Origin of the sequence: Shewanella oncorhynchi, assembly GCF_030848765.1 — a bacterium.
Classification (GTDB): Bacteria; Pseudomonadota; Gammaproteobacteria; order Enterobacterales; family Shewanellaceae; genus Shewanella; species Shewanella oncorhynchi.
This window is the reverse complement of sequence record NZ_CP132914.1, coordinates 945,691-963,798: the sequence shown is the minus strand read 5'-3', so window position 1 is coordinate 963,798 and position 18,108 is coordinate 945,691. Positions and strand designations below refer to the sequence as shown.

The window sequence follows — 18,108 nt, the reverse complement described above, 5'->3', positions numbered from 1 at the left end:
ACCCTCAATGCATAACGCTATGATCTAGTTTAATAAAGCTTCCATAATACAAGCGAGACTCAAGAATGCTAGGATCGAGCTTGCGGTGCATGATTAAAGTGCATAGCCAATTCACTGATATCAGTGGCAACCCATTCTGGCTCGATACACTCGACCAAATGCGCCGCCATAAAGTCCACCAGTTGCATGGCGGCATAGGGCAAACGGCGATCTTTACGGCCAACTAGATACCAGTTACTTTCGAGCGGAAACCCCGTAACAGTTAGAATTGCAGGTTTTTCGCGCCCTTCTTGCAAGGTATGCGCCGAAATCACCGACAAACCTAAGCCCGACGCGACGCTCAAGCGTATCGCCTCATTACTCTCGATTTGCATAGTGTCACCGAGCGTGATGCCTTGTCCGCTGCACCAAGACTCGAACATTAAGCGGGTGGCTGACCCCGGTTCGCGCACGATAAAACGCTCATTCTTAAGCTCGTTAAAATTCACTTGTTCACGACCCACTGCCCAATGCTCCTTTGGTGCAATCAGTTGCAGCGGATTTTTAATGATGCGTGCAGATAACACGTTATCGCCACTTGGAGGATGACTGAACAGGTATAAATCATCTTCTTGACGTTCAAATCTGCCTAATACATGGGCACGGTTACCAATGTTTAAGGTCACTTTAACCTGTGGAAACTGCCGATAAAATGCCCCTAAAATCCGTGGTAACACGTATTTTGCGGTAGTGACAATACCGATATTAATGTGACCGACACTGCCACCTTTAGCCTGCTGCATAAAAGCATCGAAATCCTCAAAACGACTCAAGGTATCGCAGGCTGCGCGGTACAACTCATTACCAATCAATGTCGGTAAAATGCGGCCATCACGACTCTCGAGTAATGGCTCGCCCAACACATCGGCCAATTTTTTAAGCTGTAATGACACTGTGGGCTGAGTTAAATGCAATGCCCTCGCCGCTGCGGAAATATTACCTAACCGCACCACTTGCACATACACCTGCAGTAACCGAAAACTCAAATGCCGCAATTTAAGCTGAGTCGATGACGAACGCTTATCCATAGACAATTATCTATACCTAGGTGGTAAACAATTTATTTTTCAATATAACTAATTAGGTCCAAAATCACCAGCCATCAGGATCACTCGACAAACAAGCGCGTTTTGAACCGCTTAAAAGTCAAACTTAATGAGATACTTATGCCCGATATTGTCATTGCATTTTTCGCCTTAGGCCTGTTAGCTGGCCTAGTGAAATCAGATCTTAAAGTCCCCCCCGCGATCTACGAAACCCTATCCATACTGTTAATGCTTACCTTAGGTTTAAAGGGCGGAATGGCGCTCCACGGTCACACTCAAAACTTAGTGATCACTGAGCTATTAGCGGTTGTTGCCTTAGGTTTGATTATCCCCTTGGCCTTATACCCTGTACTAACTCGGCTGGTTCGCATTGGCCATACCGATGCCATTAGTATTGCCGCCCATTACGGCTCCGTCAGTGCGGGAACCTTTGCGGTGGTGATGGCTATGGTTGAAAAATCTGGGCTGATCTTAAGGCCAGAAACGACCCTATATCTCGTGCTGCTGGAACTACCTGCTATTGTCGTAATGCTCTGGTTACACAGATACTTAAGTGCCAAAAAAGCAATTGAAACATCACCCAAAAATGAAAATCAATCAAGCGTGTTGCACGAAGCCTTAACCAGCCGCGGCGTTGTCTTACTCCTTGGCGGTGTGGTGATAGGTTGGCTTTATGGCCCAACGGGACTTGCGCCGCTTACACCTGTGCTACTAGGCGGGTTCAAAACTTTACTGGCATTATTTTTACTGGAAATGGGCTTAGTAACGGCCAAAGTGTGTTTGCCGCTACCACTTAAACAATGGCGCTTATTAGCGTTTGCCGCCGTAACGCCCTTTGTATTAGCTTGGTGCGGTATTGCTGTAGGATTATGGTTGGACTTACCTTCTGGCAGCATTTTAGTGTTAGCAGCATTAAGTGCCAGCGCATCTTATATCGCAGCGCCTGCGGCCATTCGAGCCGCAATCCCCGAAGCCAATATAGGTCTGGCTATGCTAGCCTCACTCGGGATCACATTTCCGGTTAACGTGCTAATTGGCTTACCCTTATATCAACATTGGGTAACGCTCATTACAGCTTAGTACTTCTTCGCCGAATAAAGTCCAATGAAAAGGGAGACATTATTGTCTCCCTTTTCATTGGCATAAGCGTAAACAATTTAAGATGCATCACTGTGATGTGTGGCTTTATCCTGATACATGGCTTTATCGGCGGAATCTAACAGATCCTCTAAGCTCATATCTGAATCCGGTGTCCAATGGGCGATACCTATGCTGGTCGCCAATCTATGTTGCTTAGGATGCTGTTGATTATATTGCTCAAGTAACTGCTTAAAACGCTCGATGACCCGATTGACTGTATCTCTATGCACAAAACTTAACAGCACCACAAACTCATCGCCGCCAAGCCTTGCGATCACATCCGACTCCCTAAAAGCAGTCATTAAGATATGGGCAAAATCATATAACACCTGATCGCCCTTGCGATGACCAAAGCTGTCATTCACTTCCTTAAAAAAGTCGAGATCGAAGAATACTAAGGCCGCCTCAGATTCGGTACGTCGACAACTCGCCAGTGACTGATGGGCCAGTAATTCAAAACCACGTCGATTCGAAATAGCCGTCAAGGGATCTAAGGTATTTTGCGCGATAGAGAGTAATTCAGCCTCTACCATTTGTCCTAAATCCGTTAAGGTTTCAATGTCTTCAGCCGTAAAATCCCGCGGTTCAGTACCGATTAAACACAAAGTACCCACCCGATATTGCTCGTGAATGGTGAGGGGATAGCCGGCGTAAAAGCGAATATGCGGCTGCTCAGTCACCAGAGGATTGTCACTAAAGCGGGGATCTTTGAGGGCGTCGTTCACGATGAAAATGCCGTCATGATTGATCGCATGTCCACAAAATGAAATTTCCCGAGGTGTTTCAGTCACCTCCAATCCTTGACGGGATTTAAACCATTGCCGATCGGCATCTACTAAGGTCACAACACAGATGGGCAAGGAGAAAATTCTGCGCGTAAGCCGAGTAATACGATCGAAACGTTCCTCAGCATCGGTGTCGAGCACATTAAGTGCCCGTAACGTGGCCAAGCGTTGCAGCTCGTTTTCAGGAATTGTAGGTAATTGCATGGCACTCTCAGCTAACTGCTCTCATTAAACTCTAGCCTAAATGGTGTATTCTTGCGGTGTTAAGGCTGAAATTCGTATCAGCCTTAATCCCCTTAAAGACTGCACTATTCAAGCACAGCACGATAAATGTTTAACACCCGCTCCGCATGGTCTTCTACCTCTGACACTGTTAACTGCCCCGCCTTTTGTTGCAGAGTCAGTCGATGATTTTCATCCCGTAGTAAGCAATAGGTCTGAGTTAAATGCTGGGCACTCATCATTGGCAAAAGTTCAAGCTCAGCTAACACACCAAAAATCCGCACATTGTCGGACCAAATCGTTAGCTCTGGATACTCGTGGGCATTAGCCAGCACTAAGTACTGGGCAATAAACTCAATATCGGCAATCCCGCCTGGACTCTGCTTTAAATCAAACATGCCATCACTGACTTTAAGCAAGTGATCGCGCATCTTCTGACGCATCTCACGTACCGCTTTTTGCAGCTCAGCTTTATCACGGGGCTTTTCCAATACTGAAGCGCGAATATGACTGAATTTAACCGCTAAACTATTGCCGCCAAAAACAAAACGCGAGCGAACTAAAGCTTGATGTTCCCAAGTCCACGCCTCATTAGCTTGGTATTCGCCAAAACGCTCAATCTCACTGACCATCAAACCCGAGGCGCCTGATGGGCGCAGACGCATATCCACTTCATACAACTCACCCGAAGTGGTACGAGTCGAGAACAAATGTAGAATACGCTGGGCGAGTTTGAGGTAAAAATGACCAACTTCAATCGGGCGATCACCATTGGTCAGGCCGTTTTCTGTTTTATTTTCACACAGGAAGACTAAATCGAGATCGGAGCCGTAACCCAACTCTATCCCGCCGAGCTTGCCATAACCGACAACGGCAAAGCCTGTGTCACTACCCTCAAGGTATGCTGGCACGCCATGGCGCACTGAAACCTGTTGCCACGCCTGCATCACCACTTGTTCGATAATAGCTTCGGCTAAAAAAGTTAAGTGATCGCTCACTTGCATCACGGGTAAAACACCCGTGACATCGGCGGCGGCGATTTTAAGTTGTTGTGAAAGCTTAAATTGTCGCAGCGCTTCCATTTGCTGCTCCATATCATCCTCGGGCACGCGCATCATGTACTGACGCAGCTCGCTCGGATAATCGTCAATGGAGGTCGTGTCATAGAGCTGCGACGGATCGATAAGCTCATCGAGCAACATGGGAAATTTAGCCAACTGCGCGGCAATCCAAGGACTGGCGCAACACAAGCTCACTAACTGCTGCCGTGCACCTGGGTTTTCACACAAAAGCTCAAGGTAAGTGGTGCGAGTTAAAATCTGCTCCAGCACCTTAGACACAGGCTCAAAAGCTGACGATGGACTCTGTTGATTAATCAATTCTTCCAATAATCTTGGCATTAATTTATCTAAGGTTTCCCGCCCGCGTGGCCCAATGGAACGCTTAGTCACTGTTTCACGCCAGCTGCTAAGCATAGGGCACAGCTTGTCATCATCAATTTGCTGTTCGGCCAACAACGCGATGCCATCATCAAGGTCTTGCATGTTCCACAACTGCGTCGTCCAATGTTCAGCTTTTTCTTCGCCTTCTTCGCCGCCCACTGTGGCTTTAAAATGACGATGGATTTTGCTCATTGCCGCTTCAATATGAGTGCGTAAATCAACCTCATTAGCCATATCGAGTACATGGCACAATCGTGCCCAATCCAGCGGATTATTCGGTAAGGTTTGGGTTTGTTTATCGTCTATGGCTTGCAGCAGATTCTCGACTCGGCGCAGCAGTAAATAACTGTGTTTAAGCTCATCCACCGCCAAATATTCGAACTGCCCTAAGCTGTAAAGGGTATCGATAGCACCGAATAAACTTTGCTGGCGCAGCGCGGGCTCGCGGCCACCACGAATTAATTGAAAACTTTGCACCACGAACTCGACCTCACGAATACCGCCTGCACCGAGTTTAATATTGTCGGTCAAATGACGGCGCCGCACTTCTTGCGCGATGAGTTGCTTCATTTTCCGCAGGGATTCAATTGCCGAAAAGTCGATATAACGGCGATATACAAAGGGTCTCAGGAGGCTGTGTAGTTCATCGGAGAAATGGTTCCAAGGCCCGAGCGCACGCGCCTTGACCATGGCATAACGCTCCCAATCTCGCCCTTGTTCTTGGTAATAATCCTCAAGACCACTAAAACTCACCACCAAGGGGCCACTTTCACCGTAGGGGCGCAAACGCATATCCACGCGGAACACGAAACCATCGACTGTGACTTGATCGAGCAAGTTCACTAGCCTTTGCCCCATGCGGATAAAGAATTGTTGATTATCTAAACTGCGACGACCGCCGACGGTTTCGCCATGCTCAGGAAACGTGAAAATCAAATCGATATCGGAGGAGAAATTAAGCTCGCGGCCGCCTAACTTACCCATGCCTAAAATCAGTAGCGGTTGCGGATTCCCTTCTTTGTCCATCGGCGTGCCGTATTGAGCGCACATATCTTTATAGAGCCAATCGCGGGCGCAGATCACTAACGCTTCGGCGAGCGCCGACAGATCAAGCAAGGATTCCTCTAAACTGGCATAGTCTAAAAAGTCACGCCAAGCTAAACGCACCATTTGATAGTTACGAAACCGTCGCAGGGTGGTTTTAGCCATCTCCTCTGTGGTCGCGCTAGCCAGCTCTTCATGTAAATCAATATCAAAGTTTTTACGATCAATCAGGCTTAAATCGCCCGCAAACAGCATAGCGATCCACTCGGGATGTCGGCATAGTTGAGCCGCCACATAATCACTGAGTCCCAAAACCGTTTTGAGTTCTTGCTGCTGAGCAGGCGTTAATTGCGCAAGTCCTTCGGACCATGCTTCCTCTAATCGCAGCCAATTGCGTTCAGCGGTTTGATTAATAAGAATAGACAATGACTTATTACTGTCTTTTTGCATGGTCATAATAATCCCTAACAAATTTAGCTATCGACATATTATGTCGTAAATGATATAGATTGACGCCACATCATGTTATGTTCGACGAGACTTGCAGCTACCTGATGTAACACACAAATAAAGGTTTACACTTTTATCTATGGTATTTAAGGGTACTATAACCTGCGCGGCAGGCATATTGGGCAAGCGGATTATTATTGCCTGCAAGTATTTGAGTTTTATTTCATTACCTTTTGGAGAAAACATGGCAGGAATGCTAACCCGTGTTCTCACATCGATACTTTTTTTAGCCGTTTCGCTATCGCTGACGGGTTGTGGCGATGACAGACCGGATAAAATCGCGAAGTATCAACAACTCACACAGCAACGTCTCGCTACGCTCACGACGATGATCGATGACGGGCAGTTGCGTAACGCTAACCTCTTAAAACAATACACGACACTGCTAAAGCAACAGAAACCCGATTTAGCGCCCTTACTCGATGAATTAGCAAAGGATTCTGGTACCCAAGGTCCCATGTATACCTCGCTAAAACGTCGTTTAGATGAATCAAAAGTGGCAAGTAACTTTGCTGATCTCGATCAACAGCTGGCCGAAGCAGAAAATCTTTATCAAGCTGCAGATCCCAGCCTGTTTAACGATATGTTGTCTGATCCCGTCAACGTGGTCGCCGATATGTCCGACGGCAAACTGGCTCGCGTAAATGCGATTAGCCGTGAGGCCGCAACATTAGCCAATGGCGGTGAAGATTTTGGTCCAGGCAGTCAATTAGTTGGTAATCCCTCTTACGGCAACTGGCAAACCGACTCAAGCGGCACTTCGTTTTGGGCTTGGTATGGCATGTATTCGATGTTTTCGAATGTTTTCAATCGCCCAGTTTCCTACGATCGTTGGTCGGGTAACCGAGGTTATAGCTATTACAATGACGTAGGTCGTTATCGCTATACCTCACCCAAACAAGCGGATGCGCAAAATAAGACCTTCGAACAAACGAAAAAACGTTTCGACTCACAAGGCAAGCGCTTTGACAGCCCTTATGCTAAGCCGCGAACTGGTGGCACGGCGTTATCCCGTGAAAGTACCAGCGCACCTAAGGCCAGCACGACAAGTGCGAGCAAGAGTTCGAACAGTAAGTTTCGATCTAACTATGCTAAAGACAGCAGTTTCCGCAATTCCAGCAATCGCACGACCCGCAGTGTGCGCCGGGGCAAGTAACTAAGGATTTCCAATGACATTATTTCAGGATTTCGGTATCACACCAGAGCTAGCCATCATTCTGGCTATCGATCTCACCATAGCCGTGATTTTGCTAACGCTAATGCGTTATTTGCAAGGTTGGAGTGTAAAGGTCAATAGCAGTAAGGAGCTGGCAGAGCGGGATAACTTTGCCTTTGGCATAAGTACCGCTGGCGCAGTTGCCGCCCTAGGCATAGTGCTTACAGGCGCTATCACAGGCGCTGCGGCACACTCTTATCTTACCGAAGCGATTGGCATGAGCTGCTATGGTTTATTCGGTTTAGTACTGATTAAACTCGGACGTTTTCTCCACGATAAAATAGCGCTAAATGAGTTTGATAAGAACGAGCAAATCATCAAAGGTAATGTGTCCGTCGCTATCGTCGATGCTAGCGTTGCTATTGCTACCGCCATTATCATTCGCTCCGTCTTGCTGTGGGCAGAAGATTTAACGGTCGATACCTTCATTGCCATCTTCAGCGCCTTTGCGATTTCGCAGTTGATGTTAGTGCTACTCACGCGCTGGCGTGAAAACCGTTTCGCAAGCCGCAACCAAGACTCATCTATGCAGCAAGCCTTAGCCCAAGGTCATACAGCGTTAGCGCTACGCCATGCGGGTTATATGATTGCTATGGCACTGAGCTTTAATGCCGCCAGTCACTTTATTATTTATAATCCAACGGCTTATGTGACTAACGTGATCGGTTGGTTAGTGTTCTCAGTCATTATGCTGATCGCGCTCTCCTTACTGCTGTTCGTCGTGAAGAAACTGGTATTGGCCCGTATCGATTTAGCCGATGAAGTGGAAAGACAACACAATATCGGTATCGCCGCAGTAGAAATGGCGATCAGTATCGCTATCGCACTTATTCTTACGGCACTGATGGCTTAATCGAATGCAAGAAATTAGCTTAACTCCCTCGGCGGCTAAACCTAGCCGCCTAGGTTGGTTCGACGATGTTCTCTTATTGGGCATTATGGCCGTATTAGCAGGTTGCGGCCTGATCTACGAATATCTTTTATCCCACTATGCGGGCCGCATTTTAGGCGCATTAGAAGCCGCCATTTACACCATGATAGGCTTAATGATTGTCTCCATGGGGCTAGGTGCCTTCGCCGCGCGTAAGATCCGTGATGCCTTTACCGGTTTTGTGATTTTAGAACTCACAGTTGCACTCTGTGGCTCACTCGCCATTTTAATCACAGCAGCGGTGATTGGTTTTGGTCAACAACTGCCATTGATCATTGCTAATACCTTAGGTTTACCGCCAGATCAACTGCCCGAAGGTGGCATGATAGGCTCGCTGCAAAAACTCAGCGAATACTTACCCTATGTGTGGGGTGTGTTATTGGGCCTGATGATTGGTATGGAAATCCCGCTGATTGCTAGGGTTCGCCAATCCCTTTCCGACGAGCATTTACTGCATAACGCGGGCACCATTTACGGAGCTGATTACATAGGCGCAGGCATAGGTGCCGCAATTTGGGTTGGCTTTATGCTCGCCATCGATATCCAACTCGCCGCCGCCTTAACCGCCAGTTTCAATCTATTGGCAGGTTTTGTGTTTATCTGGCGATTCTGGCCTAAAATCCGCCGCCCTAAACTGCTTTTGAGTGGGCATTTTATCGTGACTGGCGTCTTACTCGTATTAGCAATCCACGGCCCACGCTGGGAGCAAGAATTCAATAATTTGCTCTATAAAGACAAAGTGGTTTACGCCAAGGCGACACGTTTCCAACAGCTGACCTTCACCGAGCGGTTGCGCGGTAACGGTCTACCGCCCGTTTATGCTTTATACATCAATGGTCGCTTACAATTTTCTAGCATAGACGAGCACATCTACCATACGTTTCTCGTTCATCCTACGCTCGCGGCCAGTGCCCGTCACAACAAGGTGCTGATCATTGGCGGCGGTGATGGACTCGGTCTCAAACAAGTACTGCGCTGGGAACCTGAACAAGTCACGCTGCTCGATCTCGATGTGGGCCTAGTGCAATTATTTAAATCGCCCGATACAGATATGCCCGATAGTCTCAGTCGCGCTATGTTGGCGCTCAATGGCAACGCACTGAACGATCCCCGTGTCACAGTGATCAACGACGATGCATTTAATGGTGTCGATAAACTGATTGCCACAGGCGTGAAATACGATGCGATTATCGTAGACTTGCCTGATCCGAGCCATCCCGATCTTAATAAGCTCTATTCGGACTATTTCTACCGTAAATTAAAGGAACTTATAAGCAGTGATGGCGCTCTGACTGTACAGTCAACATCGCCTTACCATGCCCCTAAGGCCTTTATTTCGGTAGCAAAAACCTTGGCATTGGCGGGATTTGACGTCAAGCAGTACCATCATAATGTGCCCAGTTTTGGCGAATGGGGCTGGAGTATTGCAACATTAGGCGGACTCGATGCACAACACAGATTAGCGAAGTTAACTGAGTTGCCCATCAAAGATGACTGGCTCACTTTAGGTTTAGTGGATGGCGCCTTTGAGTTTCCAGCCAATTTTTATCAAGATGCCGCCAACATAAAACCCAATGAATTGGGTTCATTGCAGCTGTATCACTACCATTTGCAAGATTGGTCCGAGAATCAAGGACTGGATCTTTTTTAATAGGATGAGATAGTACTTGACATATTATGTCTCGGTGCTATCTTTGAACACAGACATAATATGTCAATAAGGACAAATATGAATATCCATACCATTGCCAATCACCTCAACAGTCTTGGCAACAACAGCCAAACTGGCTTTCAATTTGATTGTTATCCAATCGATGGTGAAGTCGAAGTGTTGCAAGTGAATGTGGTCGGCCGTGAAGAAATCCCGGTATTTGTATCGGTAACGGACAACCAAGTACTTTGCATCAGCTACCTGTGGGGCGAGAACGAAGTAAATCAAGAACGTCGCAGTGAAATGTTTGAAACCATGCTAGAGCTCAACATTCCAATGCCCTTGTCAGCTTTTGCAAAAATTGATGACAAATACGTGGTTTACGGTGCGCTATCACTACAATCTAGCATGCTCGAAATCGAGCAAGAATTAGCAGTTTTATCTGATAACTGTTTAGAAGTTATTGATGAATTGGTCGACTATCTGAAATAAGGAGCCACAAAATGGGCATTCTGAATAAAATTTTAACAGCGTTTCGCGGTGGTGCCACCGAAGTTGGCCAAAGCATCGTTGACGCAAACTCAACCCGTATTTTCGAACAGGAAATCCGTGATGCAGAAAAGCATTTAACCAATGCTAAACGTGAACTGACCGATGTCATGGCAAAAGAAATGCAAGCCAGCCGTGAAATTGACCGTCTGAAACGTTCGATTGCAGAACACGAAGGTTATGCGACTCAAGCATTGGACAAAGGTAATGAAGCCTTAGCGATTGAAATTGCTGAAAAGATTGCTCAGTTAGACCAAGAGTTGTCTGAGCAACAAAGCGCCAACGACAGCTTTAGCGCCCATGCTGCACGCTTGAAAGACTTAGTGAAGAAAACCGAACGCCAATTGTCTGATTATCAACGTCAGTTGAGCATGGTTAAAACCACCGAAAGCGTCCAAAAAGCGACGGCAACCATTACTGACTCGTTCGCGTCTAGCAACTCTAAGCTGCTGAACGCTAAAGATTCACTAGAACGTATCAAGGCACGTCAGCAACAATTTGACGACCGTTTAAAAGCGGCTGAAACCTTAGCCGATGAAAACAGTGATAAGTCGTTGCAAGCCAAACTAGCCGAAGCAGGTATTGGTGAGCAAAAGTCAAACGCAAATGCAGTGCTAGATCGAATCAAAGCACGTAAAAGCTAAGCAATGATTGACCGAATGCCGAGTCTCAGTGGGATCATCACCCCCTACTGACCTCGGCATTTTTTTGTTTCATCCTCATTAAATAAAAATGACCACTATTGCCCGTGAATATCCGCAGCCAATCAATATGAGGCCGCACGCGAGCATAGTCAGCAGGAGTCACTATGGGATTTTTCAATAGTATTTTTGGTAAGAAAGCCCCGCCACAGCGCGAGCTCAATCACCCGTCCCAGCTCAATGTCGGCGACATGATCTCAATTGATGATAGTTTTGCCCTGCCACCACAACTCCGTGGTCAACAATTAAGAGTCGAAGCCGTACATACTTACGAGTCTGAACGTAAACAACACTCCGAGTGGTTACTCAAGGGACATGGTAGTGATACTCTCTTTTTGAGCATTGAAGAAGACGACGAAACCTATCTCGCCTTTTCGATTAAGGTTTCCCGCGCCCAAGTGGAGCAATTATTCGATCTCGAGCAATTCAGCGCCCTGTTCGAGGAACCGGGTCATGCCGAGTTAACTACGCAAGTATTATCGGCCGACTTAGCTGAACAACTTGAACAATGGCTTGGAAAACAATACCACCAAGTGACTTTTGCCGCTTTTGGCTATTTCCATCGTCAGGATTATCGTGGCCAAAAGCCGCCACAGGATGCCAATGGCGCCACAGGTGAGCCCTTTGAGTACTATTTATTACTTGATGACAATGAAAGCTGCGCCGTCGAAGTGGAAGTCTACGAAGGGGGTGATACCGATGTCGTTTTGACCCTATATCGCCCGCTAACGGATATTCGGGAATACTGGCCGGCGAAATAACACGAAAATAAGATAAAGTGCGTGCTCGCACTTTATCAATAATCCCAATACAATCTCACAGATAAGCGCTAGAAACGGTTGATAGCAATAGGTAATACGCCATGAGTAAAACCAAACACCCTCTGCCCGAGCAATGGTTAAAGAACCAACAAGCCGCTAAGGCGACACAGGTTGCCTTCGATCTCGATGAAAAATTTCAATACTCTATTCGTAAAGCCGCGTTAGATGCAGGCGTTAGCCCTTCTGATCAAATTCGCACTATTTTAGGTCTTAGCGTATCGAAACGGCCAACGCGTCCGCGTCTTACCGTGTCACTCAATGCAGATGACTATGTGCAACTGGCAGAGAAATATGGTTTAAGTGCCGATTCACAGCTAGAAATTAAACGTCGTGTACTCGACGATTTAGTCCACTTTGTTGATGAAACCTAAAGCAACGCTGATCTCAAGCGCCAACCCTTCTTACCATTGGCTGGCGCGATTAATCGATTTATAGCCCTTTTATTAACTCAGTCAATTTACTCACAGCCTAAAGTCTTTTACTTTAGTAGTGATATTCGCCGCACTTAACAGGGATCATGTTTGGCATGACAGATAAAACCCCATGGTCGCTTCGCACCCTTGGCACTCCTTCTCCATTCGAAATGGCGATGATGCTATTGTCCTTGCTGTCGGTGATCATAGTACTTGTCATGACCTTCGGCCGCCTAGATAGCGAAACCTACCGCTTGCTCTTCTTTGTCGATACCAGTATTTGTATGATTTTTATGATCAACTTCTTTGTTGGGTTGATCCGTGCTCGCGATAAACGCTTTTTCATTAAACACCATTGGATTGATTTTATTGCCAGTATTCCGGCGATTGAAGCCCTACGCATGGCACGGCTTTTTCAAATCCTACGGGTAATACGCCTGATCCGCATGAGTCGCTCACTGCTGCTCCCACTGGTAAAACAACGTAAACAAGCCACCTTAGCCAGTCTACTGGTTGCTATGGTGACGATTCTGACATTAGCTTCCGTCATTATGCTCATCGTCGAAAGCGGCACCGAAGGCGCCAATATCCAGACCGCTGAGCAAGCGATTTGGTGGGCATTAGTCACTATCTCTACCGTCGGCTACGGCGATTATTATCCTGTAAGCACAGCAGGCCACATCATAGGTGGCGTGGTCATTGTCAGCGGTGTGAGTTTTTTTGGTGTGATTTCAGGCTATATGGCGTCGGTATTTGTCGCGCCAGATGAATCTGAACGCCAAGAACGTCAAGATGCGCATAAAGCCGAAATCAAATCAGAGCTTGAATTAGCCTTAGCAAGAATGGAAGAGAACCAACAAAAAATAGAACAAAATCAAGCGCAAATGCTGGCTCAAATTGCGGAACTTAAGCAGGCTATCGAAACAAAAAATAGCTGACTTTGTTGCGAAAACGGACTAATGGAAAGGCTCAATCTATATTAGATTGAGCCTTTCCCGTTTATCAGCGATAAAAAGTAATACTACCAGTAGACCTGCTGTTGCATCGCGTTACGGCGTGTCGATTCCATAGCAAACAACAAACTCTGCTGCTTGTCTTCCAGCCACTCAGCTAAATTGATATCTAACTCCCGACTCGCATCCTGTAAGGCGCGATAACAAGCCAAAGTTTTAATCCCAAGCGCGAGATCTTGCCAAGGTGCACGAAATGCGTCCCGTGATTTCGCCTCATATAAACTGCCGTAGGCATGACCCACAAGAATGCTCGCATCCAACACTGTGGCCACTTGTAGATAATTTGCCGCTGTCATGACGCTATTGAGTGGCATGACCTCAATTATCGCCATCCAAGAAGCTTGCTGAGCACGATCGGCATGCTGGCGTAAGCTAGGCTGATGGGGGATGTCCACTTCACCAGCACTGATCTTTAGCAACAGTTCAACAATAGCCAGCTGTAATTGACCATATTCGGTCTGTTGCCATAGAGAGAGTAAGCGTTCCGTCAGATTAATCTCTGTCAGTTGCGCCAGAAGTCGCGCCTTAACTTGGGCATGTTGGCCAAGTTTAGCAAATAAGCCTCTTTGGCTACCAAGCAAGGCGGTCAACGCCTGTGCCTGCTCAATAAAATCGAGCTGCTTCTCAATCAGCATAAATTGGCTAGACAGTGTCACATTCAATAATTCGAACTGATTTAAGGTCATCCGCAGCAAACGAATACAGGCGCGCATCCGCCACCATAGTGCCACACAGGCTTCAGGGTCGCTTTCCTCTGCAATCATGCTCTCTAATAATTGCCAGCGCTCAAGGGCGGTTTCAAGCAGGATTTGGCAGTTTGCACTTAAATCCTGTGAAGAATCGTGTGACTCGGCCAGTGGCAGAAATTCCAATGCTTTTAAATCGAGCGGCTTAGCCTTGCCCGCCAATCGATAGCCCCGCTGCGCTTTACTGGCCTTACCTAAACGCACGGGCACAACACTCGCCACCTGCATCGCCAGCTTAAGTAGCGCCTCAGTATCGCCACTGAGGAGTTCAAACTCGAGCTCACACAGGGCTTCTTGCTGACCATTGGCGGTGATTTCACCTATGTCTAACGCAACTTCGACCACGCTGTTATCAATCTGAACATGCCAAGCGCGACGATGAAAATCGGTGTGAAATATACAAGTTAACTGAGCTTGAGTTGCCGCTAAATCGGCATCAGTGGGCCAAATGCTGGTAGGAAATAGACTTAAATCTGGGCTATCGGATTGGATAGTCACATTGTATTCGGGCCGCGAATGAATGCCGCCCACGACTTGTCCTGCGGTTTTTATGGTCTGCTCTCGGTGCGCATCGTAACCGCGCACCCGCAATCCCATGTCCCACTGACGTAATTGCAAGTCAGGGGTGTCGAAGTAACCATTCGCCAAACGACGTTGACCTTGAGGTACGGCATTATCGAGACTATCTAACTTATTTATCAGGGATTCTTGATATATCGGCAGGAAAAACAGTTTTAATTCAATCTCAGCATTCATTGCGTAACCGCTCACTTTGTCATCAAATATTCATCGATGCGTCATCTTTAGTTCATAATGTCACAAATGTGTCATAAAAATCCCGTAGGATTTGGTTTTGCAGTTGGTATATAACCCGTTAGAATAAACCTGTCGTTTTTTCTGAAAAAACACAGTTTCAATACGCGGACGCATAGGTTAACATGCGCCCGCTTTTTCCAATAATGGAACAATCTAAATAGGTAAACGGCAATGCCAGTAAACTCTATTTTGGGCGTGTTTGCAAAATCGCCAATTAAGCCTCTTCAAGAGCACATGGACAAAGTACACGATTGCGCATCGTTACTCGTCCCCTTTTTCGAAGCCACTATCACAGGTAACTGGGACAGTGCAGTTCAATTACGTAAGCAAATTAGTTTAGCCGAGAAGCAAGCAGATTCACTGAAGCGTGAAATCCGCCTTACTCTGCCAAGCGGTTTATTTATGCCAGTAGAACGTACAGATTTATTGGAACTTTTAACTCAACAAGACAAGATAGCCAACAAAGCCAAAGATATTTCCGGTCGTGTTATCGGCCGTCAGCTGTTAATCCCTCAGGTCATGCAAGTCCCATTTATTGCTTATCTACAACGCTGTATCGATGCGGTAGCACTAGCAAAACAAGTCATTAATGAACTCGAAGATCTGTTAGAAACAGGTTTCCGTGGCCGTGAAGTCGACTTAGTGGCAAAAATGATCAACGAACTCGATATCATCGAAGAAGATACTGACGATCTACAAATTCAGTTACGCCGTCAGTTATTCGCTATGGAATCTGAATTGAATCCTGTCGATGTGATGTTCCTCTACAAAACGATTGAATGGGTCGGTGGTCTTGCAGATCTTGCCGAACGCGTCGGTTCGCGTCTTGAGCTTATGCTGGCTCGCGTTTAACAAATTAAGGTTATCAAGGTATCAATATGGTTGATGCAGGTATTGAGGTGGCTAACGTCTTAGTCACCAATGGCCCGTGGCTTATTGCCATTGCGGCTGCATTTGGTTTTCTCATGGCATGGGGTATTGGGGCGAATGACGTCGCCAATGCGATGGGAACCTCTGTAGGTTCAAACGCAATTACAATTAAACAAGCGATTATTATCGCAATGATCTTTGAGTTTTCCGGTGCATTTTTAGCTGGGGGCGAAGTTACCAATACCATTCGTAGCGGTATTATTGATTCTAGCTATTTCACTGCGACTCCTGAATTGCTGGTTTACGGCATGATAGGATCATTGTTGGCAGCAGGTATTTGGCTTGTCGTCGCATCTGCTCTTGGCTGGCCGGTATCAACGACTCACTCCATCGTCGGTGCGATTATTGGTTTCGCCGCCGTGGGTGTTGGTGCAGATTCAGTCTCATGGGATAAAGTGGGCGGGATTGTAGGCTCTTGGATCGTAACCCCTGCTATTTCGGGCTTTATGGCATTCATCCTCTTCCAAAGCACTCAAAAACTCATTTTCAACACTGACGATCCATTGAGTAATGCTAAGCGTTTCGTACCTTTCTATATGGCATTTGCTGGTTTCATCATGTCATTAATGACGATTATGAAAGGCTTATCCCATGTTGGTCTGCATTTCTCAGTTACCGAGTCTTACCTACTCGCAAGTGCTGTTGCCGCTGTAGTTGGTATCTTAGGTAAAATCGCCATTTCACGCTTACAAATGAGTGATAAAGCAGATCGTCAAACCCAGTTCAAAAACGTTGAAAAAGTGTTTGCGATCCTGATGGTTCTGACAGCTTGTTGTATGGCTTTTGCCCATGGTTCAAACGATGTAGCAAATGCGATTGGTCCATTAGCGGCGGTTGTTTCAGTCGTCAATAGCGGTGGTGAGATTGCAGCGAAATCACCTCTAGTCTGGTGGATTTTACCTTTGGGTGCCGTAGGTATTGTGATGGGTCTGGCGATTTTTGGTCAGCGCGTTATGCAAACTATCGGAAAAAACATCACTCACTTGACGCCAAGTCGTGGTTTTGCGGCAGAATTAGCCGCGGCAACGACTGTAGTTATTGCTTCTAGCACTGGTTTACCTATTTCTACCACACAAACCTTAGTGGGTGCGGTATTAGGTGTAGGTATGGCCCGTGGTATCGCAGCGATTAACATTGGTGTGGTACGTAATATAGTCGTATCTTGGGTTGTGACCTTACCAGCAGGTGCTGGCCTATCAATCATCTTCTTCTATATGATTAAAGGTATTTTTAATTAAGAAGTCTCGCTAAATGTGTTGCTGACATTAAGCAGTATTAGCGCCTAGGACTAGAAGGTCGTAGGAAAGATTGAATTAAATTGGAATGGTCATAGCATGGATGCCGTAAAGTTGAGGGAAGTCTATGACTTCCCTCTTGCATTACAGGCCTCAAATCCCTAGCATGTGCAGACTATTTCGTTGATGAGAATACAAAAGTGTTTAGACTCCTGACTCTGGTAGGAATGATCTTGCTGTCTTCCAACCTGCTGGCCGAAGGCCAATCCCGCTACATCTCGGATAACGTGTTTCTGTATCTTTTAGGTGGCCCTGGTACTGAGTTTCGAATTGTTGGATCAATTGAAGCGGGTCAACCTGTGACACTGCTCAACGAAACTCAAGGTGATTACTCCAAAATAATCGACCATAAAGGCCGTGAAGGTTGGGTACAAACCAACTTGATCAGTTCGACTCAAAGTTTCCGTGAGCAAGTCCCTGCGTTAACAACTGAACTCGCACAGGCCAAAGCTAAGTTAGCAGAAGTATCAAGTTCAACGGATAATCATGCCGGCGAACTGCTCGAATTAAAGGCTAAACTAAGCGAGTTAGAAACCACCCTAGCTAAAACGACTCAAGAACGTGATCAACTGAAAAATGCGGTAGATCGCACCGCTCAAGACGAACGTTTTGAACTTTGGCGCCAAGGTGGCTTAATCGCTGGCATGGGCTTAATCCTAGGCATTATTTTAGTGTATTTACCTAGACCACAACGTCGCAATAAAAAACGTTGGATGTGAGTCTGACACACAACAAGTCTTAATTTACCTTCCAAAAGCCAGTGTTTTCAAACACTGGCTTTTTTGTCAATCAAGCGTT

The 18,108-nt window shown here is 46.5% G+C and carries 16 protein-coding genes; 12 read left to right on the top strand and 4 right to left on the bottom strand.

The features are described 5' to 3' along the window. Window positions 1-68: 68 nt before the first annotated feature. Window positions 69-1,067, bottom strand: coding sequence for a LysR family transcriptional regulator (locus RA178_RS04380; RefSeq protein ID WP_306684703.1), 999 nt, complete (start codon window positions 1,065-1,067; stop codon window positions 69-71). A gap of 138 nt (window positions 1,068-1,205) precedes the next feature. Between RA178_RS04380 and RA178_RS04375 the strand changes: the two genes are divergently transcribed. Continuing rightward, window positions 1,206-2,165, top strand: a complete 960-nt coding sequence (locus tag RA178_RS04375; RefSeq protein WP_306684702.1) for a sodium-dependent bicarbonate transport family permease — start codon at window positions 1,206-1,208, stop codon at window positions 2,163-2,165. A gap of 77 nt (window positions 2,166-2,242) precedes the next feature. Here the strand turns inward: RA178_RS04375 and RA178_RS04370 are convergent, their stop codons facing one another. Together RA178_RS04370 and glnE are read right to left on the bottom strand one after the other, a co-directional pair. Continuing rightward, entirely contained in the window at window positions 2,243-3,214 is a 972-nt protein-coding gene (locus tag RA178_RS04370) for a GGDEF domain-containing protein (protein ID WP_263146473.1), read from the bottom strand. A gap of 104 nt (window positions 3,215-3,318) precedes the next feature. Further along, a complete protein-coding gene (glnE, locus tag RA178_RS04365) occupies window positions 3,319-6,174 on the bottom strand; it encodes a bifunctional [glutamate--ammonia ligase]-adenylyl-L-tyrosine phosphorylase/[glutamate--ammonia-ligase] adenylyltransferase (protein ID WP_306684698.1) in 2,856 nt (951 codons plus the stop codon). A 238-nt stretch (window positions 6,175-6,412) separates the two neighbouring features. Between glnE and RA178_RS04360 the strand changes: the two genes are divergently transcribed. The 8 genes from RA178_RS04360 to RA178_RS04325 all read left to right on the top strand — a co-directional run bounded on the left by RA178_RS04360 (window position 6,413) and on the right by RA178_RS04325 (window position 13,448). Continuing rightward, window positions 6,413-7,384, top strand: a complete 972-nt coding sequence (locus RA178_RS04360) for a hypothetical protein (RefSeq protein ID WP_105251557.1) — start codon at window positions 6,413-6,415, stop codon at window positions 7,382-7,384. A gap of 13 nt (window positions 7,385-7,397) precedes the next feature. Further along, window positions 7,398-8,297 carry a DUF350 domain-containing protein gene (locus RA178_RS04355; RefSeq protein WP_113939026.1) on the top strand — a complete coding sequence of 300 codons (900 nt, stop codon included), beginning with the start codon at window positions 7,398-7,400 and terminating at the stop codon, window positions 8,295-8,297. A 4-nt stretch (window positions 8,298-8,301) separates the two neighbouring features. After that, entirely contained in the window at window positions 8,302-10,026 is a 1,725-nt protein-coding gene (locus RA178_RS04350) for a polyamine aminopropyltransferase (protein WP_263142677.1), read from the top strand. A gap of 78 nt (window positions 10,027-10,104) precedes the next feature. Next, a complete protein-coding gene (locus tag RA178_RS04345) occupies window positions 10,105-10,518 on the top strand; it encodes a YjfI family protein (RefSeq protein ID WP_105251554.1) in 414 nt (137 codons plus the stop codon). A gap of 11 nt (window positions 10,519-10,529) precedes the next feature. After that, window positions 10,530-11,219: a PspA/IM30 family protein gene (locus RA178_RS04340; protein ID WP_028761835.1), complete on the top strand. Its 690-nt coding sequence runs from the start codon at window positions 10,530-10,532 to the stop codon at window positions 11,217-11,219. Window positions 11,220-11,383: 164 nt separating this feature from the next. Beyond that, a complete protein-coding gene (locus tag RA178_RS04335; RefSeq protein ID WP_219253960.1) occupies window positions 11,384-12,037 on the top strand; it encodes a DUF4178 domain-containing protein in 654 nt (217 codons plus the stop codon). A 101-nt stretch (window positions 12,038-12,138) separates the two neighbouring features. Continuing rightward, window positions 12,139-12,468 carry a hypothetical protein gene (locus RA178_RS04330; protein ID WP_028761837.1) on the top strand — a complete coding sequence of 110 codons (330 nt, stop codon included), beginning with the start codon at window positions 12,139-12,141 and terminating at the stop codon, window positions 12,466-12,468. Between the two features lie 155 nt (window positions 12,469-12,623). Next, on the top strand, window positions 12,624-13,448 hold the full coding sequence (locus tag RA178_RS04325; RefSeq protein WP_105253058.1) for an ion transporter: 825 nt from the start codon (window positions 12,624-12,626) through the stop codon (window positions 13,446-13,448). An 83-nt stretch (window positions 13,449-13,531) separates the two neighbouring features. Here the strand turns inward: RA178_RS04325 and RA178_RS04320 are convergent, their stop codons facing one another. Then, entirely contained in the window at window positions 13,532-15,025 is a 1,494-nt protein-coding gene (locus RA178_RS04320; RefSeq protein ID WP_113939028.1) for a CYTH domain-containing protein, read from the bottom strand. 231 nt (window positions 15,026-15,256) lie between these two features. Between RA178_RS04320 and RA178_RS04315 the strand changes: the two genes are divergently transcribed. From RA178_RS04315 to RA178_RS04305, 3 genes are all read left to right on the top strand, one after another. Beyond that, window positions 15,257-15,937, top strand: coding sequence for a TIGR00153 family protein (locus RA178_RS04315; protein ID WP_105251552.1), 681 nt, complete (start codon window positions 15,257-15,259; stop codon window positions 15,935-15,937). Between the two features lie 26 nt (window positions 15,938-15,963). After that, complete coding sequence (locus tag RA178_RS04310) at window positions 15,964-17,253, top strand: inorganic phosphate transporter (RefSeq protein ID WP_028761838.1); 1,290 nt, start codon at window positions 15,964-15,966, stop codon at window positions 17,251-17,253. Window positions 17,254-17,477: 224 nt separating this feature from the next. Continuing rightward, window positions 17,478-18,029 carry a TIGR04211 family SH3 domain-containing protein gene (locus RA178_RS04305; RefSeq protein ID WP_212600477.1) on the top strand — a complete coding sequence of 184 codons (552 nt, stop codon included), beginning with the start codon at window positions 17,478-17,480 and terminating at the stop codon, window positions 18,027-18,029. The last annotated feature ends 79 nt before the right edge of the window (window positions 18,030-18,108 follow it).